Below are 21,002 nucleotides of genomic sequence, written 5' to 3'. Positions count from 1 at the left end.
ATGGACCTCATTCCCGCACCTTCGAGTGCCGTCCGCCGCCCGGGCGAGGACTTCCCCCTCGACGACGCCACGACGCTGACCGCCCCGCCGGCGCTGGCCGGTGCCGCGCACTGGCTGCGCGCGGCGCTGTCCGCCGCCACCGGGCTGCCGTTCGCCCCGGGTGCTCCCGGGGCGGGCGTCGAGCTGGTCCACGACGCCGCCCTGGCCGCCGAGGCGTACCGGATCTCGGTCCGCCCGGGCCGCGCGGTGATCACCGCGGGCGGTCCGGCCGGCGCGCTGTGGGGCGCGCAGACGCTCCGCCGGCTGCTCGGCCCGGACGCCTTCCGCCGGGCCCCGCTGCGCCGCACCGGCTGGGTGCTGCCCGGCGCGGACATCGAGGACGCCCCGCGCTTCGGCTGGCGCGGCGCGCTGCTGGACGTCGCCCGGCACTTCCTGCCCAAGGCGGACGTGCTGCGCTTCGTCGACCTGCTGGCCGTCCACAAGCTCAACGTCCTGCACCTGCACCTGACCGACGACCAGGGCTGGCGGGTGGAGATCAAGCGGTACCCGGAGCTGACCGCGCGCGGTGCGTGGCGGGAGCGCTCGATGGTCGGCTACCGCAGCGCCGGGCGCCGCGACGACCGGCCACACGGCGGCTTCTACACCCAGGACGACCTGCGGGAGATCGTCGCGTACGCGGCCGAGCGCGGGGTCACCGTCGTGCCGGAGATCGACCTGCCGGGCCACACCCAGGCCGCCGTGGCCGCCTACCCCGAGCTCGGCAACACCGACGTCGTGGACACCTCGGCGCTCGGCGTGTGGACGGACTGGGGCGTGAGCCACAACGTGCTCAACGCCTCCGAGGCGACGCTGCGCTTCTTCGAGGGCGTGCTGGAGGAGGTGCTGGAGCTCTTCCCGTCCGAATTCGTCCACCTCGGCGGCGACGAGTGCCCGAAGGAGCAGTGGAAGGACAGCGACGCCGCCCGGACGCGCATCCGCGAGCTCGGCCTCGCCAACGAGGACGAGCTGCAGAGCTGGATCATCCGGCACTTCGACCGCTGGCTGGCCGAGCGCGGGCGGCGGCTGATCGGCTGGGACGAGATCCTGGAGGGCGGCCTCGCGCCGGGCGCCGCCGTCTCGTCGTGGCGCGGCTTCGGCGGCGGGATCGCGGCCGCGCGCGCCGGCCACGACGTCGTGATGTGCCCCGAGCAGCACGTCTACCTGGACCACCGGCAGGCGGAGGGCCCCGACGAGCCGATCCCGGTCGGGTTCGTCCGGACGCTGGAGGACGTGTACCGCTTCGAGCCGGTGCCCAGGGAGCTGGACGAGGCCGCCGCCCGGCGCGTGATCGGCACCCAGGCCAACCTGTGGAGCGAGTTCACGGACACCGCCAGGGACGTCGACTACCGGGCCTTCCCGCGGCTCGCCGCCTTCGCCGAGGTGGCCTGGTCCGCCCTGCCCGCCGAGCCGGCCGAGCGCGACTACCCGGCGTTCGCGCGCCGGCTGGCGGCGCACCTGGAGGTCCTGGACGCGCTCGGCGTCGAGTACCGCCCGGCCGACGGCCCGCACCCGTGGCAGCGCCGCCCCGAAGTGGTCGGCCGTCCGATCGAGGGGCCGCCGCCCGTCCGATAGGCGTTCGGGCCGGGCGGCCGGAATGCCGGGCAGCGGGAATGCCGGGCAGCGGGAATGCGGGGGAGGCGGAACGCGGGGAACTTCCGGATGGTCATCCGACGTCAAGAACAGATGAACATCTGTTCCGGTCCGGCCCGGGCCGGGGCAGATAACGCCCGGTATCCGCCCCAAACGGGCAGTCCCGTTCACCGGCCCCGAAGTGATCATCGAGCATTGTGTGCCAGAGTTGCCCAACCCGGCCCGATCGCCCGTACCCTACGGGCCAGGCCGGACTGCTGACGCGGACACCACGGCCGAAGGCCGCGGGCGGCAGGCGATCGATGAGCAAGTGGAGCACGGTGGGACCCAGGTGAACCGGACGATCATGCTGCCGGCCTCGCTCGACGAGGCCGTCGACGCGCTGGCCGCCGCCCCGGCCGCGGTACCCGTGGCCGGCGCCACCGACCTGATGGAGGCCGTCAACGCCGGCCGGCTGCGCCCCGCCGCCCTCGTCGGCCTCGGCCGGATCACCGAACTGCGGGGCTGGCGCTACGAGGACGGCGGCACCGCCGTGCTCGGCGCCGGCCTCACCCACGCCCGGATGGACCGCCCGGACTTCGCCGCGCTGATCCCCGCCCTCGCCGACGCCGCCCGCACCGCCGGACCCCCGCAGGTCCGCAACGTCGGCACCCTCGGCGGCAACATCGTCACCGCCGCCCCGGCCGGCGACACCCTCCCGGTGCTCGCCGCCCTGGAGGCCACCGTCACCCTCGCCCGGGCCGGCGGCACCCGGGAGGTACCGGTCAGTCACCTCCTCACCGGCCTCGACCCGGTGCGCCCCGGTGAACTGCTCACCTGGGTGCGCGTCCCGCTGCTGCACGCGCCCCAGGTCTTCCTCAAGGCGACGGGCCGCAGCGGCCCGGCCCGCGCCACCGCCTCCGTCGCCCTCGTCCTCGACCCCGCCCGGCGCTCCGTGCGCTGCGCCGTCGGCGCCGTCGCGCCGGTGCCGCTGCGGCCGCTGGAGGCCGAGGCCTGGGTGGCCGGCTGCATCGACTGGGACGGCAGCCGGGAGATCGACCCCGCCGCGACCGCCGCCTTCGGCGAGTACGTCGCCGCAGCCTGCGTCCCCGACGGCTACGGCGCCGAGGGTGCCTGGGAGGCCGTGACCGAGGGGCCGAGCGCGGCCGCCGTTCGGCTACGGCGTACCGTGTCGGTGCTGGCCCGACGGGCACTGGGAAGGGCGCTGAAGTGAGCACAGACCCCATCGACACCCTCGACGCCGACCCGCTCGGCTTCTCCCCGCAGGTCAGCCGTGAGCTGCGCCCCTGCGCCTCCTACACCCTGCGGGTGAACGGTTTCGAACGGCCCGTCACCGACGCCTGGATCGGCGAGAGCCTGCTCTACGTGCTGCGCGAGCGGCTCGGCCTGGCCGGTGCCAAGGACGGCTGCGAGCAGGGCGAGTGCGGCGCGTGCTCGGTGCAGGTGGACGGCCAGCTGGTGGCCGGCTGCCTGGTGCCGGCCGCGCTGGCCGCGGACAGCGAGATCAACACCGTCGAGGGCCTGTCGGCGGGCGGCGGCGCGAGCGACGTGCAGCAGGCGCTCGCCGAGTCCGGCGCGGTCCAGTGCGGCTACTGCGCGCCCGGCATGGCGATGGCCGTGCACGACCTGCTCCAGCGCAACCACCGGCCCACCGAGGTCGAGGCCCGGCAGGCGCTGTGCGGCAACCTCTGCCGCTGCACCGGCTACCGCGGGGTGCTGGCCGCCGTCCAGAGCGTCGCCGACGCGCGCGCCCTGGAGGCCGAGGAGGCGGAGGAGGCCGCGCTCGCCGAGGAGGCCTCCGCCGCTGCCGCGCCCGCCGCCGAAGGGGCCGCCGGGCAGCCGGCCGCCGAGGCGCCCGCGGAGGAGCCCGCCGCCGAACCCCCCGTCTACACCGACGCCGACGCCTGGATCGAGCACGTCCCGCAGCCGCCCGCCGAGGAGCCGGCCGCCGCGGTCCCCGGCCAGGGCCTGCCGTACGGCGCCGACGGCCAGGGCGGCTACGACGGCCAGCACGGCTACGACGGCCAGGGCGGCTACGACACCGGGGTGTACGACACCGGTTCGTACGAGATCCCGGCCGTCCCGCCGCAGCCGACCGACGACCAGGTCTACTACCAGCCGCAGGGCTACCCCGAGCAGCCGTACCAGGCCACCCCCGCGCACGGCACCTACCTGCCCGGCGCCGGCTACCCCGAGGGCTACCCCCAGCAGCCCGGCTACGACGGCGGCTACGACGCCCCCGTCTACGAGCCCACCCCCGCCCACGGCACCCCGGTGCCCGGTCCCGGCTTCGACGGCACGCCCGGTCCCGGCTTCGACGGCGCGCCGTACGTCCCCACGCCCCCGCACGGCGTCCCGGCCGAGGGCGGCGCCCCGGCCGGCGTCCCGTACGGCGCCACCCCCGCCCACGGCATCCGGCTCCCCGAGGACGACCACGCATCATGACGTCGCCTACCGACATCGGCGCAGCAACCCAGCAGGACGGCGACGGGGCCGGCGCGCCGGAGCCGTTCGGGCTCGGCAGCTCGCCGCTGCGCAGCGACGCCCTGCCCAAGGCGCTCGGCATCTACCCGTACGCCGCCGACCTGTGGGCCGAGGGGCTGCTGTGGGGCGCGCTGCTGCGCTCGCCGCACCCGCACGCCCGGATCAAGGCCATCGACACCTCGGCCGCGCTCGCCCTGCCGGGCGTGCACGCCGTCGTCACCGCCGCCGACCTGCCGCCCGGCCCGGACGGCCTGCCCGACGGCGCCCCGGCCGGGCCGATCGTCGCCGACCGGCCGGTGCTGGCCTCGGGCGTGGTGCGCCACCACGGCGAGCCGGTGGCCGCGGTGGCCGCCGACCACCCCGACACCGCGCGGCTGGCGGTCGGTCTGATCGTCGTCGAGTACGAGCCGCTGGAGGCCGTCACCGACCCCGAGCAGGCCTTCACCGCCCCGCCGCTGCACCCGGACGGCAACCTGTTCCGCCACCTGCCGCTGCGCAGCGGGGACCCGGACGCGGTCGGCGAGATCGTCGTCGAGGGCCTGTACCAGGTCGGCCGGCAGGACCCGGCCCCGCTCGGCGCCGAGGCCGGCCTCGCCGTGCCGCGCCCGGACGGCGGCGTCGAACTGCACCTGTCCTCCACCGACCCGCACGGGGACCGCGACCGCACCGCCGCGTGCCTCGGCCTGGAGCCGGACCGGGTGCGACTGGTCGTCACCGGCGTGCCCGGAGCGACCTCGGACCGCGAGGACCTCTCCTTCCAGGTCACCCTCGCGCTGCTGGCGCTGCGCACCGGCCGGCCGGTGAAGATGACGCTCACCCGCGAGGAGTCCTTCCACACCCACACCTCGCGCCACCCCGCGCTCCTGCGCTACCGCCACCACGCGGACGCCGAGGGCCGGCTGGTGAAGGTCGAGGCGCAGATCCTGCTGGACGGCGGCGCCTACGCGGACGTCTCCGCCGAGGCGCTGGCCGCCGCGACGGCGTTCTCGGTCGGCCCGTACGTCTGCCCGAACGTCTTCGTGGACGCGTGGGCGGTGCGCACCAACAACCCGCCGGCCGGGCGGATGCGCGGCGAGGGCGCGCTGCAGTCCTGCTTCGCCTACGAGTCGCAGCTGGACCAGCTGGCCGCCCGGGTGGGCGTGGACTCGGTGGAGATCCGCCGCCGCAACGCGATGGCCACCGGCGACCCGATGCCCACCGGACAGGCCGTCACGTGCCCGGCGCCGGTGACCGCGCTGCTGGAGGCCGTCGCCGCCGAACCGCTGCCGGCACTGCCGGTGGACGACCCGGACGCCGAGTGGCTGCTGCCGGGCGGGCCCGGCGGCGCCGGCGACCCGGCCGCCGTGCGGCGCGGGATCGGCTACGCCGTCGGCATGGTGCACATGCTCGGCGCCGAGGGCGAGGACGAGGTGTCCACCGCCACCGTGCGGGTCAGCGGCGACCACGCGACCGTGATCTGCGCGGCCGTCGACTCCGGCCAGGGCTTCGCGACGCTGGCCCGGCAGATCGTGCAGACCGTGCTGGGGGTCGGCGAGGTCTACATCGCGCCGGCCGACAGCGACCAGTCGATCGCCGGGCCCTCCGCCCGCGGGCGGCACACCTGGGTGTCCGGCGGCGCGGTCGAGCGGGCCGCGCTGATGGTCCGCCACCAGCTGCTCCAGCCGATCGCCGCCAACTTCGGGATGTCGGTGGAGCTGCTCCAGATCGCCGACGGCAAGATCACCTCGTACGACGGGGTGCTCGGCATGCCGGTCGCCGAGGCGCTGGAGGGCAAGGAGCTGTGGGCCACCGCGCAGTGCCGCCCGCACCCGACCGAGCCGCTGGACGAGGCCGGGCAGGGCGACGCGTTCGTCTCCATCGCCTTCTGCGCGATGCGCGCGGTCGTGGACGTGGACATCGAGCTGGGCGCCGTCCGGGTGGTCGAGATGACCGTCGCGCAGGACGTCGGCCGGGCGCTCAACCCGCGGCAGATCGAGGACCGGATCGAGGCGGGCGTGGCCCAGGGCGTCGGCCTGGCGCTGCTGGAGGAGCTGCGCACCGAGGGCGGCGTGCTGCAGAACCCGTCGCTCACCGGCTACCGGCTGCCGACCGCGCTGGACACCCCCGAGGTGCGGATCGCGGCCCTGCTGGAGGAGCGGGACGTGGTCGCGACCTTCGGCGCCAAGGCCGTCAGTGCCGTGCCCGCGGTGGTCGCCCCGGCGGCCGTCGCCGCCGCCGTCCGGGCCGCGACCGGTCTGCCGGTGGGGCGCCTGCCGATCCGGCCGGAGGACGCCGTCGCGGTGTGAGAGAAATGCGGAACGAGGAATTGCCGGTCGACTTTCGCAGTCGACCGGCAATTCCTTTTACCGAGGCCGTGACGGGATTCGAACCCGTGTGTACCGCTTTGCAGACGGTTCCCTGAGCCTCTCGGGCACACGGCCAGTGAATTCAGGATGGCGGATTCCGTGAATGGGGTCAACGCTGTTTTGTAAATTCTGTATGGCAATGTGTGCTACCGTCGGGGACAAGTGGCGTTTTCCCGCCACTCCGGACGAGCGCGTCGTACCCGGTGACGACAAGACGGCGCAGTTCAGCGGCAATCCGGCCGCTGTGGACTGCGGAGGTTCGTACCGTCATGGCCTGGCTCGTTCTGATCGTCTCGGGTGTCCTGGAAACCGTCTGGGCGGTCGCCCTGGAGTCGTCCAAGGGCTTCACCCGCCTCGTCCCCGGCCTCGTCTTCGGCGTCGCCCTGCTGCTGAGCATGGGCGGACTGGCGTACGCGATGCGCACCATCCCGATCGGCACCGGCTACGCGGTGTGGGTCGGCATCGGCGCGGTCGGCACTGCGCTCTACGGCATGGCCGTCCTGGGCGACGCGGTGACCCTGGCCCGGATCGGCTGCCTGCTGCTGATCGTCTCCGGCGTGGTCGGCCTGAAGGTGCTCCACTGACCCGGTGCCGGGGCGTGTCCCGAGGCGTGTCCTAGGTCCTGCGGCGGAGTCGACCACCGACTCCGGTCAGGGGTCCAAACACCGGACGGCCCTTACGATATTACGTATGACCACTGCCTCCCCCACCTCGGTCGACTCCGCCCCGATACCCGTCGAGAACGACCCCGGCGGCGGGGTGCTCAGCGGCCGCTACCGCGCCCTCACGCTGGGGATCGTGTCGGTGGTCCTGCTGCTCGCCTTCGAGGCGACGGCGGTCAACACCGCGATGCCGGTGGCGGCCCGGCAGCTGGACGGCCTCGGTCTGTACGCCTTCGCCTTCTCCGGCTACTTCACCACCACGCTGTTCGCCCTGGTCGTCTCCGGCCAGTGGTGCGACCGGCGCGGCCCGCTGCAACCGCTGTTCACCGGCATCGCGGTGTTCGGCGCGGGCCTGGTGGTGGCCGGGACGGCGCCGGGGATGTGGCTGTTCGTGGCCGGGCGGGCGGTCCAGGGCCTGGGCGGCGGGCTGGTGATCGTCGCGCTGTACGTCGTGGTCGGCCGGGCCTACCCGGAACGGCTGCGGCCCTCCGTGTTCGCGGCCTTCTCCTCGGCCTGGGTGCTCCCCTCGATCGTCGGACCGGTCGTCTCCGGAGCCGTCACCCAGCACCTGGGGTGGCGCTGGGTGTTCCTGGCCGTGCCGGCGCTGATCCTGCTGCCGCTCGCGGTGATGGGTCCGGCGCTGGCCCGGTCGGAGCGCGAGCACCCCGTGCCGAAGGGCGCGGAGTTCGACCGCCGCCGCACCGTGCTGGCCGCGAGGGCGGCGCTCGGCGCCGGCCTGCTGCAGTACGCGGGCCAGCGGCTGGACCCGATCGGGCTGCTCCCGGCGGCGGCCGGTGCGGCGCTGCTGCTGCCGGCGGTGCTCGGGCTGCTGCCCGAGGGCACGCTGCGGGCCGGGCGCGGTCTGCCGACGGTGATCCTGCTGCGCGGCGTGGCCGCCGGGGCGTTCTTCGCGGCGGAGGCGTTCATCCCGCTGATGATGGTCACCCAGCGCGGCCTGTCGCCGACGCTGGCCGGGCTCACGCTGACCAGCGGCGGGCTGTCCTGGGCGCTGGGCTCGTGGCTGCAGGGCCGTCCGGGCGCCGAGCGCCACCGCGAGGCGATGATCCGGGGCGGGTTCGTGCTGACCGCGGTGGCGATCGCGGGGGCGGCGCTGGTGCTGGTCCCGGCCGTGCCGGTCTGGGCGGCGGCGGTGGCCTGGGGCGTCGGCGGCATCGGGATGGGGCTGACGGTCGCGAGCGTCAGCGTGCTGATGATGAAGCTGTCCGCGCCGCAGGACGCCGGGGCCAACTCGGCCTCGCTGCAGATGAGCGACGCGCTCGGCAACGTCCTGCTGGTGGGCCTCGCCGGGGTGCTCTTCTCGGCGCTGGGCGGCGGTTCGGTGGCGGTCGCCCACGGGAACGCCGAAGGCGCCGGGTCGCCCGGCGCCTTCGCGGTGATCTTCCTGACGATGACCGGGGTGGCCCTGCTGGGGGCGTTGGTCTCCGGCCGGGTCCGCAGGGCCTGACGGTCAGCCGACGACGGCGGCCGGGGCGGTGGCGGCGGCGGTGGGGGACGGCGGCGCCGCCGGGGTGCCGAGGAAGCTCTCCCAGCCGCCCGCCGGGGCCTGGCCCGGGGCGAGGGTCTGCAGCTTGCGCAGCACCGCCGGGTCCTGGGCGTCCAGCCAGTCGACCAGCTGGCGGAAGGACACCAGCCGGACCTCGGGCTTGCTCGCGATGGACTTGAAGGCGTCCTCGACGGCGTTCATGTAGATGCCGCCGTTCCACTCCTCGAAGTGGTTGCCGATGATGTACGGCGCCCGGTTGCCGTTGTAGGTGCGGTCGAAGCCCATCAGGTAGGCGTCGCGCGCCTGGGCCTGGAAGCCCGGGTAGAGCGCGGGGTCGGCCTTGGTGTTGGGGCCGCACTGGTTGAACATGATGTTGTAGTCCATCGACAGCACCTGGAAGGTGTGCCCGGGGAACGGGATGGACTGCAACGGGAGGTCCCACAGGGCGCCGCCCTGGATCTTCTGCGGCCAGACCTGGCTGCCGTTGCCGCTGCTGTCGTAGCGCCAGCCGCGCTTGACGGCGGTGGGCAGCAGGTTGCGCTGGCCCTCCAGGCACGGGGTCCGGCTGCCGATCAGCTCCTTGCCGTAGTCGAACGGCAGCGCCGGCAGGTCGGTGAACCCGGTGTTCGTCCGCCAGTTCGTCACGAAGTCCATGGCCTGCTGGATCTCGCTGTCCCACTCCTCCGGGGACCACTTCCCGACGCCGGTGGAGCCGCAGAAGTGGCCGTTGAAGTGGGTGCCGATCTCGTGGCCCTCCAGCCAGGCGGCGTGGACGTTCTCCAGCGTGTCGTGGATGTGCTGGTCGCTGAGGTAGCCGATCTCGGAGGCGCCGGCCTTGTGCTGGGGCGGGCGGTAGAGGTCCTTCTTGGACTCCGGCAGCAGGTAGAGGCCGCTGAGGAAGAAGGTCATCGACGCGTTGTGCTCCTGCGCCAGCCGGCGGAAGCGGGCGAACAGGCCGTTGTCGAGCTCGCCGGCGCCGTCCCAGGAGAAGACGACGAACTGCGGCGGGCGCTCGCCCGGCTTGAGCCGGTCGGGGACGGGCTGGCGGGGCTGGGCGCCGGTGTCGGAGGTGGAGCCGTCGCCGATCAGCACGACCTGCGGCTTGGCCGGTGCCGGAGCCGGGGTGGCGGGCGGCTCGGTGGTCCCGGCGGGGGCCGGGGTTCCCGTCGCGTGCTCTCCGCCGCCGGCGGCGGTGGTCCCGCAGCCCGCCACCAGGGCGGCGGCGCCGGCCGCGCCGGCGGCCAGCAGGGTGCGACGGGATAGGGAGTCCATGGTCACTCCGTTCATGAGGCGTTCGGCAGGCGTGCAGGCATGCGAAAGTCCGGTCGGACAAGTGGGGTGATAGAACCCGTGACCGGGTCAGCATGGCATGCGAACGCATTCGGTCTGCGAGTCGCCACGTACGGTCTCAAGTGATCGCCCGATGGATGCAACCGGACGGACTCGCTCCGTCGTCGATGGTGTGCGAGGTCGGACCCGCCGTGCCTGGGTGAGGCGGTACCTCGTCGCGCTCCGTGACGGAGCCACCACTCGGCGTACGGGTGACGGCCCTGACCCTGCCGTTTGGGGGGGATTGGTATGACCATCGTATGGACGTGCCTTAGGGTCCCGTCCGGTTCAATTGGTTCCCAGGAAACTCCCAGGAATCGGGAAGTCGTCGGCAGAGGGGAGCGCCCGTGGGCGCCCAACAGCGCAGGAGCCCGTGGCCGGGCACCATCGCGGCCGGTGCCGCGATGGTCCTCGGCGCCTGGCTGCTGCACGACGGCGGCCCCGGTGAGCTCCCTCCCGCGCCCGGCGCCGGGCAGTCCCTGAGCGGGTTCGCCCCGGTCTCGGTCGTCCCGCCGCTCGGCCCGTCCGTGCCGACCCGGATCCGGATCCCCGCCGTCAAGCTCGACGCCCCGGTCACCGGTCTCGGCCTGGAGGCCGACGGCCGGCTCCAGGCGCCGCCCGCGGCGGACCGCAACCTCGCTGGCTGGTACCGCGGCGGGGCGACCCCGGGCCAGCGGGGGACCGCCATCGTCGCGGGCCACGTGGACAACAAGAGCGGCCCGGCCGTCTTCTACCATCTGGGTGCTCTCCACCGCGGTGACCGGATCGAATTCGTCCGCGCGGACGGCGCCACCGCCGTCTACCAGCTTTACGCCATCGAAGTGCACGACCGAAAGGACTTCCCGGACGACCGGGTGTACGGACAGGCCGCCGACGCGCAGCTGCGGGTGATCACCTGCGGCGGTGCGTACAGCGAGGAACACGGCTACGAAGGCAATGTCGTGGCCTACGGTTTCCTGGCCGACACCACCCGGCCGGGGAAAGCGGCATGACCCCGATCACCCTCGCCAACCGCTGGAACCCACTCGACTGGCCGCTGACGCACGGCCCGATCCCGTACGCCGTGCTGGCCGCGGGCTGGGGTGCGCTGCTCGTGCTCGCCGTCGCCCGCAACCGCTCGTGGTGGAGCTTCCGGCTGCCGGCCGCGCTGTTCACCGCGGCGGGGATCAGCCTGCTGCTGGGCGTGGTCGTCGACGACTGGTGGCACCCCTTCCCGGAGGGCACCCCGGACTACGTCACGTGGTGGATCGCCGTCGCCCTGGTGGGCTTCTGCCTGGTCGGCTACCGCTTCCGCGGGATCTCCTGGCGGCGCCGCGGGCTCGTGCTCGGCCTCGGCTCGCTGGTGCTGCTGATGTCCGCGTCGCAGATCAACATCGGCTTCGGCCAGTACCCGAACGGCAAGATCATGCTGGCGCCGTTCCTCACCGACACCGGGGCGAAGATCGCCCCGAAGGTCGCCGAGACCGCGAGCGCGCCGCCGGACAAGGCGCTCTCGGAGGTCTGGACGCGCCCGCCCGGCCTGCCCGCCAAGGGCACCGTCTCGCAGGTGTACATACCCGGGGCCAAGTCCGGCTTCGTCGGCCGCAGCGCCTACGTCTACCTGCCGCCCGCCTACCAGGCCAGCCCGCGGCCGCTGCTGCCGGTGCTCGTGCTGATCACCGGTCAGCCCGGAACGCCCGGGGACTGGGTGCTCAACGCCCAGGTGAACGAGTCGCTGGACGCGTTCGCGGCGGAGCACGGCGGCCTCGCACCGATCGTCGTGATGCCCGACCAGCTGGGCTCTACCTGGGGGAACACGCTCTGCATGGACTCGAAGATCGCGAAGGCGCAGACCTACCTCGCCGCCGACGTCCCCGACTGGATCGACAAGCACCTGCAGACCGCCAAGGGCCGGGGGTCCTGGGCCGTGGGCGGCGCCTCGATGGGCGGCACCTGCGCCCTCCAGCTCGGCATCAACGCGCCCGACGTCTACGGCACCGTCCTCGACATGTCCGGCCAGGAGGAGCCCACCCTGGGCACCCGGGACGAGACCGTCAGGAAGGCCTTCGGCGGTGACCAGGCCAAGTTCGAGGCCGTCGACCCGCTCTCGGTGATGGCCCACCGCAAGTTCCCCGACACCAACGTCGCGATCGTCGTCGGCCGCTGGGACAACGACTTCCGGTCGGGAATGGAGAAGGTCTACCAAGCCGTCCAGACGGCGGGTATGAAGGCCAAGTTCGACCTGGTCCAGGGCGGGCACGGCTGGGGGGCCTGGCGGATCGGCATCGCCGAGCAGCTGCCCTGGATCGCCCGCCAGACCGGGCTGCTCAAGTGAGCCGCACCCAGGCGGCCGCAGCCGTCGTCGCCAGGCCGGAGGTGGTCGTGGACCAGGAGCCGGTCACCCGTACGCCCGTCACCCGCACCCCGGAGCCGCGGCCGCAGCGCGTGCGCCGGACCGCCCGGCTGGTCGGTGCTCGGCTGCGCTCGGCCCCGCTCACGATGGGGGCGCTCGTCGTCCTGTGGGGCGTCGGCGCGGCCACCGGGAGCCTGTCCGGCGGGCCGTCGGGCCGCGTGCTCCGGCAGGCCGGGACCGGCGTGCAGACGCTCTCCGAGGGCCGCTGGTGGACGCCGTTCACCTCGCTGTTCTGGTGCGCCGGGATCGGCGCGTACGTGTTCACCAGCCTGCTGCTGCTGCTCGTCGGCCCGGCCGCCGAGCGGCGGCTCGGCCGGTGGCGCACCCTCGGGGTGCTGGTCGTGGGGCAGGCCGCGGGCACCCTGCTCGGCACCGCGCTGGTCGCGGCCGGCTCCCGGGCCGGCGAGCAGTGGACCGACTCGGTGGTCGACCAGGTCGCGATCGGCCCCGGCCCCGGCCTGTTCGCCCTGGCCGCGGTGCTCGGCTACCGGCTCACCGTCCTGTGGCGCCGCCGGATGCACCTGCTGGTGCTGCTCGTGCCGCTGGTCATGACGCTGTACGTCGGTCACCTGCAGAGCGTCCAGCGGTGCGCCGCCGCGCTGCTCGGGCTCGGCGCGGGCGCGCTGCTCACCCGCGGGCGGCTGCTGCTGCGCACCCACCGCTCCTCGCACACCGAGACCCGGGTGCTGGTGGCGCTGTGCCTGGTCGCCGCCGCCTTCGGCCCGCTGATCGCCTCGCTGTACGACAACGCGGCCGGGCCGTTCAACACCTTCTCCGAGCTGTACTTCTCGCACCGGCTCAGCCCCGAGGAGGTCGCCGACTTCTGCGCGATGTCGGTGCACGACTGCGCCCGCGCGCACGCCGTCGAGCGGATCTTCGACACCCCGGGCCGGCTGATGGCGGCGCTGTTCCCGGCGCTGCTGCTGGTGCTCGCCGAGGGGCTGCGCCGCGGGCTGCGGTTCGCCTGGCGGATCACCGTCGTCACCGAACTGCTGTGGGTGGCGCTGCTGGTGTGGCTGTACAACGACTCCGGGCCGGACGCCGGGGACGTGATCCAGTACTTCGTCGAGGCACTGCTGCTGCCGCTGCTGACCACGGCCCTGCTGCTCGCCACCCGCCAGCGGTTCCGGCTGCGGCTGGCGGGCCGGGCGGTCCGTCGGCTGGCGGTCGTCCTGGGCGGCGCCGCGCTCGCGGCCGCCGCGGCGTACACGGTCCTCGGGGTGCTGGTCGCCGGCCAGTTCGAGCCGGGGGCCACGTTCCGCGGGCTGGTGCACGGGCTGCCCGCGCAGTTCCTGCCGCCCGCCTACAACGACCTGCTGCCGGACTACCCGATCGCGGTCGGCCCGGTGGCGCGGTTCCTGGAGACGTACTGCGGGCTGGCGTTCTGGGCGGTCGCGCTGACCGCGCTGCTGCTGGCCTTCCGCCGGCCGGTGGTCCACACGGACGCCGCGGCCGCGGAGCGGGCCCGCGCACTGCTGACCGCGCACGGCGGCGGGACGCTGTCCTTCATCACCACGTGGGACGGCAATCACTACTGGTTCGACGAGGAGGGCCGGGCGGCCGTCGCCTACCGGGTGCTCAACACGGTGGCGCTGACCACCGGGGACCCGTTCGGCGAGCCCGCGGCCCGCGCCGGGGCGGTGGCCGGCTTCGCGCGCTACTGCGACGCGCGCGGCTGGACCCCGTGCTTCTACAGCGTCTCCCGGGACACCAGGGCCGCCGCCGAGCAGCTCGGCTGGCGCTCGGTGCAGGTCGCCGAGGACACCGTGGTCGCGCTGCCCGAGCTGGCCTTCACCGGCCGCAAGTGGCAGGACATCCGCACGGCCCTCAACAAGGCGGGCAAGCAGGGCATCACCGCCGAGTGGTGGGCCTACCACGAGGCGCCGCTCGTGCTGAAGGACCAGATCCGCTCGATCTCGGAGGAGTGGGTCTCCGAGAAGGGCCTGCCCGAGATGGGCTTCACGCTCGGCGGCCTGGAGGAGCTGGACGACCCCGACGTCCGGGTGCTGGTGGCGGTGGACGAGCAGGGCGTCGTGCACGGGCTGACCAGCTGGATGCCGGTGTACGAGGACGGCGTGCCGGTCGGCTGGACGCTGGACTTCATGCGCCGGCGCTCGGACGGCTTCCGCGGCGTGAACGAGTTCCTGATCGCCTCGGCCGCGCTCGGTTTCAAGGAGGAGGGCGCGCGCTTCCTGTCGCTGTCCGGCGCGCCGCTGGCCCGCTCGGGGCAGGACGAGCCCACCGGGCTGCAGCGGATGCTGGACTGGATGGGCCGGGTGCTGGAGCCGGTGTACGGGTTCCGCTCGCTGCTCGCGTTCAAGTCCAAGTTCCAGCCGGAGTACCGGCCGATGTTCATGGCCTACCCCGACCCGGCCGGGCTGCCCAGCATCACCCGGGCGATCGGCAAGGCCTACCTGCCGCACCTGACGGCGGCGCAGGGGGTCCGGCTGATGCGCCGGCTGTCGGGCTGACCGGGAGCGGTGCGGGCGGTCGCCGGCCGCGGGCGCGGGGGCGCTCGCGGACGCCGGTCCGCCGGTCAGCCGAGCAGCTCGGCGAGTGCGCGGTCGGCGTCCAGGTGCAGGTGCTCCTCGCCCTCCGGGACGAGCAGCCGGCTGCGCCACAGGAAGCGGCGCAGGTCGGCGGTGTCGAACCGGAGCAGCGCGGTGCCCTCCGGGGCCCGCAGCTCGACCATGGTGCGGCGTCCGGCGGCGGGGCGGACGTGGACGTCGCCGAGCCCGGCGGGCAGCTCCAGGCCCGCCGAGAGCAGGTGGCGGGCGAACACCCAGACGATGTCGTCGGCGGCCTCCGCGCCGTCGCGGGGGCCGTCGGCGGGCTCGTCGAGGGAGAACTCCGCGGGGAAGCCCATCCGGACGGCGAGCGGGTCCTCCGGGCGGTAGGCGAGGGTGACCCGCAGGCGGACCGAGCGGTGGAGGGTGAGGAGCAGGCGGGCCTGGACGGTCTCTTCGACGGCGCTGTGGTGCACGGCAGGGTCCTTTCGGGGGTCGGGCGGGGCCTCGGTGGGGCGGCCCCACACCGGTGAGAGCGGGGGGACGGCTTCCGCTTACGTGGTTCAGGGGGTTTTTCGGTGTGACCTGCGTCACGTCGATTTCCGGCCGTCCGCCGGCCGCGGGGCTCCCGGGCGGAGCCGGGTCGGAGCGCTGGAATGGTGCCGGGGCCGGTAGGCTGGGCGGGTTGTCCGATCGCCGCCCGACTGCGGGAGGAGGCCGCAAAACCGCCTCTGACCTGCGATGATCCCCTTCGGAGCCCGTGAGTACCGCCGCCGCCTCCTCGATGCCGCTCTTCTCCGACGTGTCGGAGCCGGACGCTCCCGTCCGGGCCGCCGGCCATGCCGCACCCGCCTCCTCGCACCACCTCTCGCCGGCCTTCCCCGGCCGTGCCCCCTGGGGTACGGCGGGCAAGCTGCGTGCCTGGCAGCAGGGGGCGCTGGACAAGTACATCGAGACGCAGCCGCGCGATTTCCTCGCGGTCGCCACCCCGGGCGCGGGGAAGACCACCTTCGCGCTCACCCTCGCCTCGTACCTGCTGCACAACCACCTCGTGCAGCAGGTGACCGTCGTCGCGCCGACCGAGCACCTGAAGAAGCAGTGGGCCGAGGCCGCCGCGCGCATAGGCATCAGGCTGGACCCGGCGTACTCGTCCGGGCCGCTCTCCCGGGATTACCACGGCATCGTGGTCACCTACGCGGGCGTGGGGGTGAACCCGATGCTGCACCGCAACCGGACCGAGGCCCGCAAGACCCTCGTGATCATGGACGAGATCCACCACGCCGGTGACTCGAAGTCCTGGGGCGAGGCCTGTTTCGAGGCCTTCGAGCCGGCCGCCCGGCGGCTCGCGCTGACCGGTACGCCGTTCCGCTCGGACACCAACCCGATCCCGTTCGTCCAGTACGAGGCGGGCGGCGACGGCATCCGCAAGTCCGTCGCCGACTACACCTACGGTTACGGGCACGCGCTCGCCGACCACGTCGTGCGCCCGGTGATCTTCCTCAGCTACAGCGGCAACATGCGCTGGCGCACCAAGTCCGGCGACGAGCTGGAGGCCCGGCTCGGCGAGCCGATGACCAAGGACCTGATCGCCCAGGCCTGGCGCACCGCGCTGGCCCCGCAGGGCGAGTGGATCCCGTCCGTCCTCCAGGCCGCCGACCGGCGGCTGACCGAGGTCCGCAAGGCCATCCCGGACGCCGGCGGGCTCGTCATCGCCACCGACCAGACCGTGGCCCGCGCCTACGCCAAGATCCTGCGCGAGATCAGCGGCGAGAAGGTCACCCTGGTCCTCTCGGACGAGGCCGAGGCGTCCAAGCGCATCTCCGACTTCTCGGCGGGCACCTCCCGCTGGATGGTCGCGGTCCGCATGGTGTCCGAGGGCGTCGACGTGCCCCGGCTGGCCGTCGGGGTGTACGCGACCTCGATCTCCACCCCGCTGTTCTTCGCCCAGGCCGTGGGCCGCTTCGTGCGCGCCCGCAAGCGCGGCGAGACGGCCTCGGTCTTCCTGCCGACCATCCCGATGCTGCTGGGCTTCGCCAACGAGATGGAGCTCCAGCGGGACCACGTGCTGGACCGCCCCAAGAAGGAGGGCGAGGGCCTGTTCGACGAGGAGGACCGGCTGCTCGCCGAGGCCGAGCGGGCCAACGACGGCCCGGACGGCGCCGGCGGCGACGAGTTCTCCTACGAGGCGATCGGCTCCGACGCGGTCTTCGACCGGGTGCTGTACAACGCCATGGAGTTCGGCATGCAGGCCCACCCGGGGAGCGAGGAGGAGGAGGACTACCTCGGCATCCCGGGCCTGCTGGAGCCGGACCAGGTGCAGATGCTGCTCCAGAAGCGCCAGCACCGCCAGATCCAGCGCAGCAAGACCAAGCCCGCCGAGGAGGCCGACCTGCTGGAGCTGCCGGCCGAGCAGCGGCCGGTCGTCACCCACCAGGAACTGCGCGAGCTGCGCAAGGAGTTGAACGCCCTGGTGGCGGCCTGGCACCACCGCACCAGCCAGCCGCACGGCACGATCCACAACGAGCTGCGCCGCGAGTGCGGCGGCCCGCTGACCGCCCAGGCGACGGCGAATCAGCTGAAGGCGCGGATCGCCCGAATCCGGGAATGGGCGAAGTAACGGTACGTCAGTGGATTCCTCCCGTTCGGTAAGGGGAGAATCCGGAGCGCGGTAACGCGTTATGACATTCCGGTATAGCTGGTGGAATTGTCGGGGCGATCGGTGTGATCATCCGATAGTGTTCCGCGTGCCGCGCTGCCACCGGACCCGTCCGTGCTGCGCGCCGACCCGACCGGGCCGGCCGTCAGCGACGGTGGAACGGCGGGCACCTCACCACCCGGCAGGCGACGGATCTCGCGGTCGGGCCAGTCAGACCAAGGAGCACAGCGAACGTGTCGTACCCCCCTCAGCCCGGCCAGCCGTACCCGGGCCAGCCGTACCCCGGTCAGCCGTACCCGGGCCAGCCGGAGTACTCGGACAAGTCGAAGATCGTCGCGGGCATCCTGCAGCTCTTCCTCGGCGGGTTCGGCATCGGCCGCTTCTACACCGGTCACATCGGCATGGGCATCGCCCAGCTCCTGACCTGCGGTGGTTTCGGCTTCTGGGCCCTGATCGACGGCATCATGTTCCTGGTCAGCAACGACCGCACGGACGCCCAGGGCCGTCTGCTGCGCGGCTGACCTTGAGCACGCCACGCACGGCACGCCGCCCCGGCTCCGGCCGGGGCGGCTTCGCCGTGCCCGCGCGCCTGCGCACCGCGGGCCCGCCGCTGGCCGTGCTCCTCGGCGGCCTGGCCGGCTCGGCCTACCTGTGGTCGCGCGACCCCCACCTGCCCGGGCAGGCGCTGCCGTTCTGCCCCTGGCGCCGGATCACCGGCCTGCAGTGCCCCGGCTGCGGCGGCACCCGGATGACCTACGACCTCCTGCACGGCGACCTCGCGGCCGCGTTCCACGACAACGCGATGCTGCTGATCTCCCTCCCGCTGGTCGCCCTGATGTACGTGACCTGGCTGCGCGAGGGACTGGCCGGCCGCAGCTGGCGGCCGCCGCTCGGGCGGCGCGGCACGGCGGCGGTGCTCGGCACCGCGGTGGCCTGGACGGTGCTGCGCAACCTCTGGTGAGCGGCCCCGCGCCCGCGGCGGAAACGGCTCCCGCGGCCCGGCCCCCCGAGGCCCCCGACACTCCGGAGTGTCCGGACTTCGGACTGTGCTCGAACTAGCGGTCGGGTGGGGCGGTCGATATGCGGCATTCTGCCCCGATTCGTTCCGGGTGCCGCAATCGATCACGACCGAATTTTGGACAACCACTTCCGTCGCGACATTTCCTTCACTACCTTTCCCACACGCTCTTCCGCCGGGTCACCCCCGAGAGACGGGCGCCGCAGGGCTCGCACGGGCGTCATGGATTCGCACCGCGATTCGCACTGCGCGACCCGAGCGCGGCCACCCCCCCATCTGCGCGCGAAACCCCGCCCCGGGCCGGCCCCCACCGGTCCGTGAGCCGCCGCGGAAAGGAATGCCCGTCGTGACAGCCGAGACCTCCCAGACCCTGGACCGTGGCGTCCGGGTGCTCAAGCTCCTCGCCGACTCCGAGCGCGGCCTCACCGTCACCGAACTGGCCGCCCGGCTGGCCGTCAACCGGACCGTCGTCTACCGGCTGCTGGCCACCCTCGAACAGCACGGACTCGTCCGCCGGGACATCGGCGGCCGGGCCCGGGTCGGCCTCGGCGTGCTGCGCCTGGCCCACCGGGTGCACCCGCTGCTGCGCGAGGCCGCCCTGCCGGCCCTGCGCAGCCTGGCCGAGGACCTCGGCGCCACCGCCCACCTCACCCTGGTGGACGGCAACGAGGCGCTCGCGGTCGCCGTCGTCGAACCGAGCTGGACGGACTTCCACGTCGCCTACCGCACCGGCCTGCGCCATCCGCTCACCGAGAGCGCCGCGGGCCGGGCGATCCTGGAGGCGCGCACCTTCCCCCACCAGCGGCGGCCCGAGCAGGGCTTCGTCATCACCCGTGCGGAGGAGCAGTCCGGGGCGTGCGGCGCCGCCGCCGCGCTGCTCGGGCTGAGCGGCGTCGAGGGCAGCGTCGGCGTGGTGATGCTGAACGGGCTGGTGCCCGAGCGGGTCGGGCCCCGGGTCGTCGAGGCCGCCACCGAGGTCGCCGACGCCCTGCGGTAGTGCCCGGGCGGGACGTCCGGTGTGTTTGGATTCCTCCTGTGTCCGACTCCAAGCTGACCAAGGCCCTGACCGCCCCGCGCACCCGTGCGCTCACGCTCTGCGGGGTGCTGGTCGCCGCGCTGTTCGGGGTGGCCGGGTTCGTCCCGCTGCCGTACACGCTGACCTGGCCCGGCGTGACCGCGGACACCCTCGGCAGCTACCACGACAAGCCCGTGCTCACCATCACCGGGGCGCCGCTGCGCACCACCGGCGGCGAGCTGCGGATGGTCACCATCTCGGCCACCAACCCGGGGGAGCGGACCACCCTCTGGCGCTCCCTGGAGGCCTGGGTCGACCCGAACGAGGCGGTGCGCCCGACCGAGTCGGTGTACCCGCAGAGCAACCCGGCCAAGGCCGAGCAGGAGACGGCGCAGCAGATGACCGAGTCGCAGGACAGCGCGACCACGGCCGCGCTCGCCTACCTGCACCTGTCGCCGGACCAGGTCAAGGTGAAGGTCGACCTCGGCGACGTGGGCGGCCCGAGCGCCGGCCAGATGCTGGCGCTCGGGATCATCGACAAGCTGGCCGGCGACGGCAAGGGCGGCGACCTCACCGGCGGGCTGACCATCGCGGGCACCGGCACCATCGACGACCAGGGCAACGTCGGGGCGGTGGGCGGCGTGCCGCTGAAGACGCAGGCGGCCGCGCGGGACGGTGCGACGGTGTTCCTGCTGCCCAAGGACGAGTGCACGGACGCCGGCGTGAACAAGCCCGCGCAGTTGCGGCTGGTGCCGGTCGGCACGCTCGCCGAGGCGGTCTCGGCGCTGGACGCGCTCAAGAGCGGCGGCAGCGTTCCGTCCTGCTGAGCGCCGACCGGGTTCCGGCTATTCGGCGGCGGCCTGGTCCACCAGCGGCAGGATGCGGTAGGGGACCGGGTTCTCCAGGGCGATCGCCGTCGAGGAGCGGACGATCCCGTCGAAGCCCACCACGCGGTCGATCACCCGCTGGAGGTCGGCGTTGGAGCGGGCCACGATCCGCACCATCATGTCCCCGGCCCCGGTGATCGTGTGCAGTTCCAGCACCTCGGGCACGCTCGCCAGGTGGGCCCGGACGTCCGCGCCCTGGCCCTGGGAGATCTCCAGGGTCGCGAAGGCCGTCACCGGGTAGCCCAGCGCGGCCGGGTCCACCTCGGGGCCGAAGCCGCCGATCACGCCCTTGGCCTGGAGCCGGTCCAGCCGGGCCTGCACGGTGCCGCGGGCCACCTGGAGGCGGCGCGAGCACTCCAGCACGCCGATCCGGGGCTCCTCGGCGAGCAGGCGGATCAGCCGGCCGTCCAGCGCGTCGATCGCGTCGTTCGTGCCGCCGGCCGGGCCGGTGGCGGTGGCGGACGCGGTGGCGGAAGGGCCCTGCGGGGTGGGGGAGTTGGGCGAGCCGGGCGAGCTCGGGGAGTGGTCGGGGGGCATCGCGGCTCCGTCCTCCGGTGGGCATTCTGTACAGCGG

Annotated in this window: 17 protein-coding genes, 1 tRNA gene and 1 riboswitch; of the genes, 14 read left to right on the top strand and 4 right to left on the bottom strand. The window is 73.9% G+C overall.

What is annotated here, in order from left to right:
* The 4 genes from ACFVSN_RS33310 to ACFVSN_RS33295 all read left to right on the top strand — a co-directional run bounded on the left by ACFVSN_RS33310 (window position 1) and on the right by ACFVSN_RS33295 (window position 6,398).
* Window positions 1-1,611: a beta-N-acetylhexosaminidase gene (locus ACFVSN_RS33310; RefSeq protein ID WP_387957294.1), complete on the top strand. Its 1,611-nt coding sequence runs from the start codon at window positions 1-3 to the stop codon at window positions 1,609-1,611.
* 364 nt (window positions 1,612-1,975) lie between these two features.
* Window positions 1,976-2,842, top strand: a complete 867-nt coding sequence (locus ACFVSN_RS33305) for an FAD binding domain-containing protein (RefSeq protein ID WP_359960722.1) — start codon at window positions 1,976-1,978, stop codon at window positions 2,840-2,842.
* On the top strand, window positions 2,839-4,074 hold the full coding sequence (locus ACFVSN_RS33300; RefSeq protein WP_380435417.1) for a 2Fe-2S iron-sulfur cluster-binding protein: 1,236 nt from the start codon (window positions 2,839-2,841) through the stop codon (window positions 4,072-4,074). Before ACFVSN_RS33305 ends, ACFVSN_RS33300 begins: the two co-directional genes overlap by 4 nt.
* Complete coding sequence (locus tag ACFVSN_RS33295) at window positions 4,071-6,398, top strand: xanthine dehydrogenase family protein molybdopterin-binding subunit (RefSeq protein WP_380491213.1); 2,328 nt, start codon at window positions 4,071-4,073, stop codon at window positions 6,396-6,398. The genes ACFVSN_RS33300 and ACFVSN_RS33295 overlap by 4 nt, the downstream gene beginning before the upstream one ends.
* Before the next feature lie 63 nt (window positions 6,399-6,461).
* On the opposite strand, the gene ACFVSN_RS33290 is transcribed toward ACFVSN_RS33295, so the two are convergent.
* A tRNA-Cys gene (locus ACFVSN_RS33290) sits at window positions 6,462-6,533 on the bottom strand.
* Between the two features lie 83 nt (window positions 6,534-6,616).
* A riboswitch (guanidine-III (ykkC-III) riboswitch) is annotated at window positions 6,617-6,682 on the top strand.
* A 45-nt stretch (window positions 6,683-6,727) separates the two neighbouring features.
* On the opposite strand from ACFVSN_RS33290, the gene ACFVSN_RS33285 reads away from it, so the two are divergent.
* Both ACFVSN_RS33285 and ACFVSN_RS33280 read left to right on the top strand, forming a co-directional pair.
* Window positions 6,728-7,042, top strand: a complete 315-nt coding sequence (locus tag ACFVSN_RS33285; RefSeq protein WP_359960387.1) for an SMR family transporter — start codon at window positions 6,728-6,730, stop codon at window positions 7,040-7,042.
* Between the two features lie 106 nt (window positions 7,043-7,148).
* Window positions 7,149-8,585, top strand: a complete 1,437-nt coding sequence (locus ACFVSN_RS33280; protein WP_387957292.1) for an MFS transporter — start codon at window positions 7,149-7,151, stop codon at window positions 8,583-8,585.
* A 3-nt stretch (window positions 8,586-8,588) separates the two neighbouring features.
* Here the strand turns inward: ACFVSN_RS33280 and ACFVSN_RS33275 are convergent, their stop codons facing one another.
* Window positions 8,589-9,896: a hypothetical protein gene (locus ACFVSN_RS33275; protein ID WP_387957290.1), complete on the bottom strand. Its 1,308-nt coding sequence runs from the start codon at window positions 9,894-9,896 to the stop codon at window positions 8,589-8,591.
* A gap of 461 nt (window positions 9,897-10,357) precedes the next feature.
* Between ACFVSN_RS33275 and ACFVSN_RS33270 the strand changes: the two genes are divergently transcribed.
* Genes ACFVSN_RS33270 through ACFVSN_RS33260 form a run of 3 tightly spaced genes read left to right on the top strand, consistent with a single transcriptional unit; the run spans window position 10,358 to window position 14,816 of the window.
* Window positions 10,358-10,945 carry a class F sortase gene (locus tag ACFVSN_RS33270; RefSeq protein WP_380435292.1) on the top strand — a complete coding sequence of 196 codons (588 nt, stop codon included), beginning with the start codon at window positions 10,358-10,360 and terminating at the stop codon, window positions 10,943-10,945.
* A complete protein-coding gene (locus tag ACFVSN_RS33265; RefSeq protein ID WP_387591791.1) occupies window positions 10,942-12,267 on the top strand; it encodes an alpha/beta hydrolase in 1,326 nt (441 codons plus the stop codon). The genes ACFVSN_RS33270 and ACFVSN_RS33265 overlap by 4 nt, the downstream gene beginning before the upstream one ends.
* Window positions 12,264-14,816 (top strand): rhomboid family intramembrane serine protease, encoded by a 2,553-nt coding sequence (locus tag ACFVSN_RS33260; RefSeq protein ID WP_387957288.1) that lies wholly within the window; start codon window positions 12,264-12,266, stop codon window positions 14,814-14,816. The genes ACFVSN_RS33265 and ACFVSN_RS33260 overlap by 4 nt, the downstream gene beginning before the upstream one ends.
* A 65-nt stretch (window positions 14,817-14,881) precedes the next feature.
* On the opposite strand, the gene ACFVSN_RS33255 is transcribed toward ACFVSN_RS33260, so the two are convergent.
* Entirely contained in the window at window positions 14,882-15,328 is a 447-nt protein-coding gene (locus tag ACFVSN_RS33255; RefSeq protein ID WP_380435113.1) for an SsgA family sporulation/cell division regulator, read from the bottom strand.
* Window positions 15,329-15,636: 308 nt separating this feature from the next.
* On the opposite strand from ACFVSN_RS33255, the gene ACFVSN_RS33250 reads away from it, so the two are divergent.
* From ACFVSN_RS33250 to ACFVSN_RS33230, 5 genes are all read left to right on the top strand, one after another.
* Window positions 15,637-17,469, top strand: a complete 1,833-nt coding sequence (locus ACFVSN_RS33250; RefSeq protein WP_380491456.1) for a DEAD/DEAH box helicase — start codon at window positions 15,637-15,639, stop codon at window positions 17,467-17,469.
* Between the two features lie 272 nt (window positions 17,470-17,741).
* On the top strand, window positions 17,742-18,029 hold the full coding sequence (locus tag ACFVSN_RS33245) for a TM2 domain-containing protein (protein ID WP_380435114.1): 288 nt from the start codon (window positions 17,742-17,744) through the stop codon (window positions 18,027-18,029).
* A 2-nt stretch (window positions 18,030-18,031) separates the two neighbouring features.
* On the top strand, window positions 18,032-18,469 hold the full coding sequence (locus ACFVSN_RS33240; RefSeq protein WP_380435115.1) for a DUF2752 domain-containing protein: 438 nt from the start codon (window positions 18,032-18,034) through the stop codon (window positions 18,467-18,469).
* A 403-nt stretch (window positions 18,470-18,872) separates the two neighbouring features.
* A complete protein-coding gene (locus ACFVSN_RS33235; RefSeq protein WP_359960406.1) occupies window positions 18,873-19,523 on the top strand; it encodes a helix-turn-helix domain-containing protein in 651 nt (216 codons plus the stop codon).
* Window positions 19,524-19,561: 38 nt separating this feature from the next.
* Complete coding sequence (locus tag ACFVSN_RS33230) at window positions 19,562-20,368, top strand: S16 family serine protease (protein WP_380435116.1); 807 nt, start codon at window positions 19,562-19,564, stop codon at window positions 20,366-20,368.
* An 18-nt stretch (window positions 20,369-20,386) separates the two neighbouring features.
* Here ACFVSN_RS33230 and ACFVSN_RS33225 read toward each other — a convergent pair whose 3' ends face one another.
* Window positions 20,387-20,965 (bottom strand): Lrp/AsnC family transcriptional regulator, encoded by a 579-nt coding sequence (locus tag ACFVSN_RS33225; RefSeq protein WP_380435117.1) that lies wholly within the window; start codon window positions 20,963-20,965, stop codon window positions 20,387-20,389.
* Between the last annotated feature and the right edge of the window lie 37 nt (window positions 20,966-21,002).

Source organism: Kitasatospora sp. NPDC057904 (assembly GCF_042887925.1).
In the GTDB taxonomy this organism is placed as follows: Bacteria; Actinomycetota; Actinomycetes; order Streptomycetales; family Streptomycetaceae; genus Kitasatospora.
The sequence above is the reverse complement of the archived record's forward strand: the minus strand, read 5'-3'. Positions and strand labels throughout refer to the sequence as shown.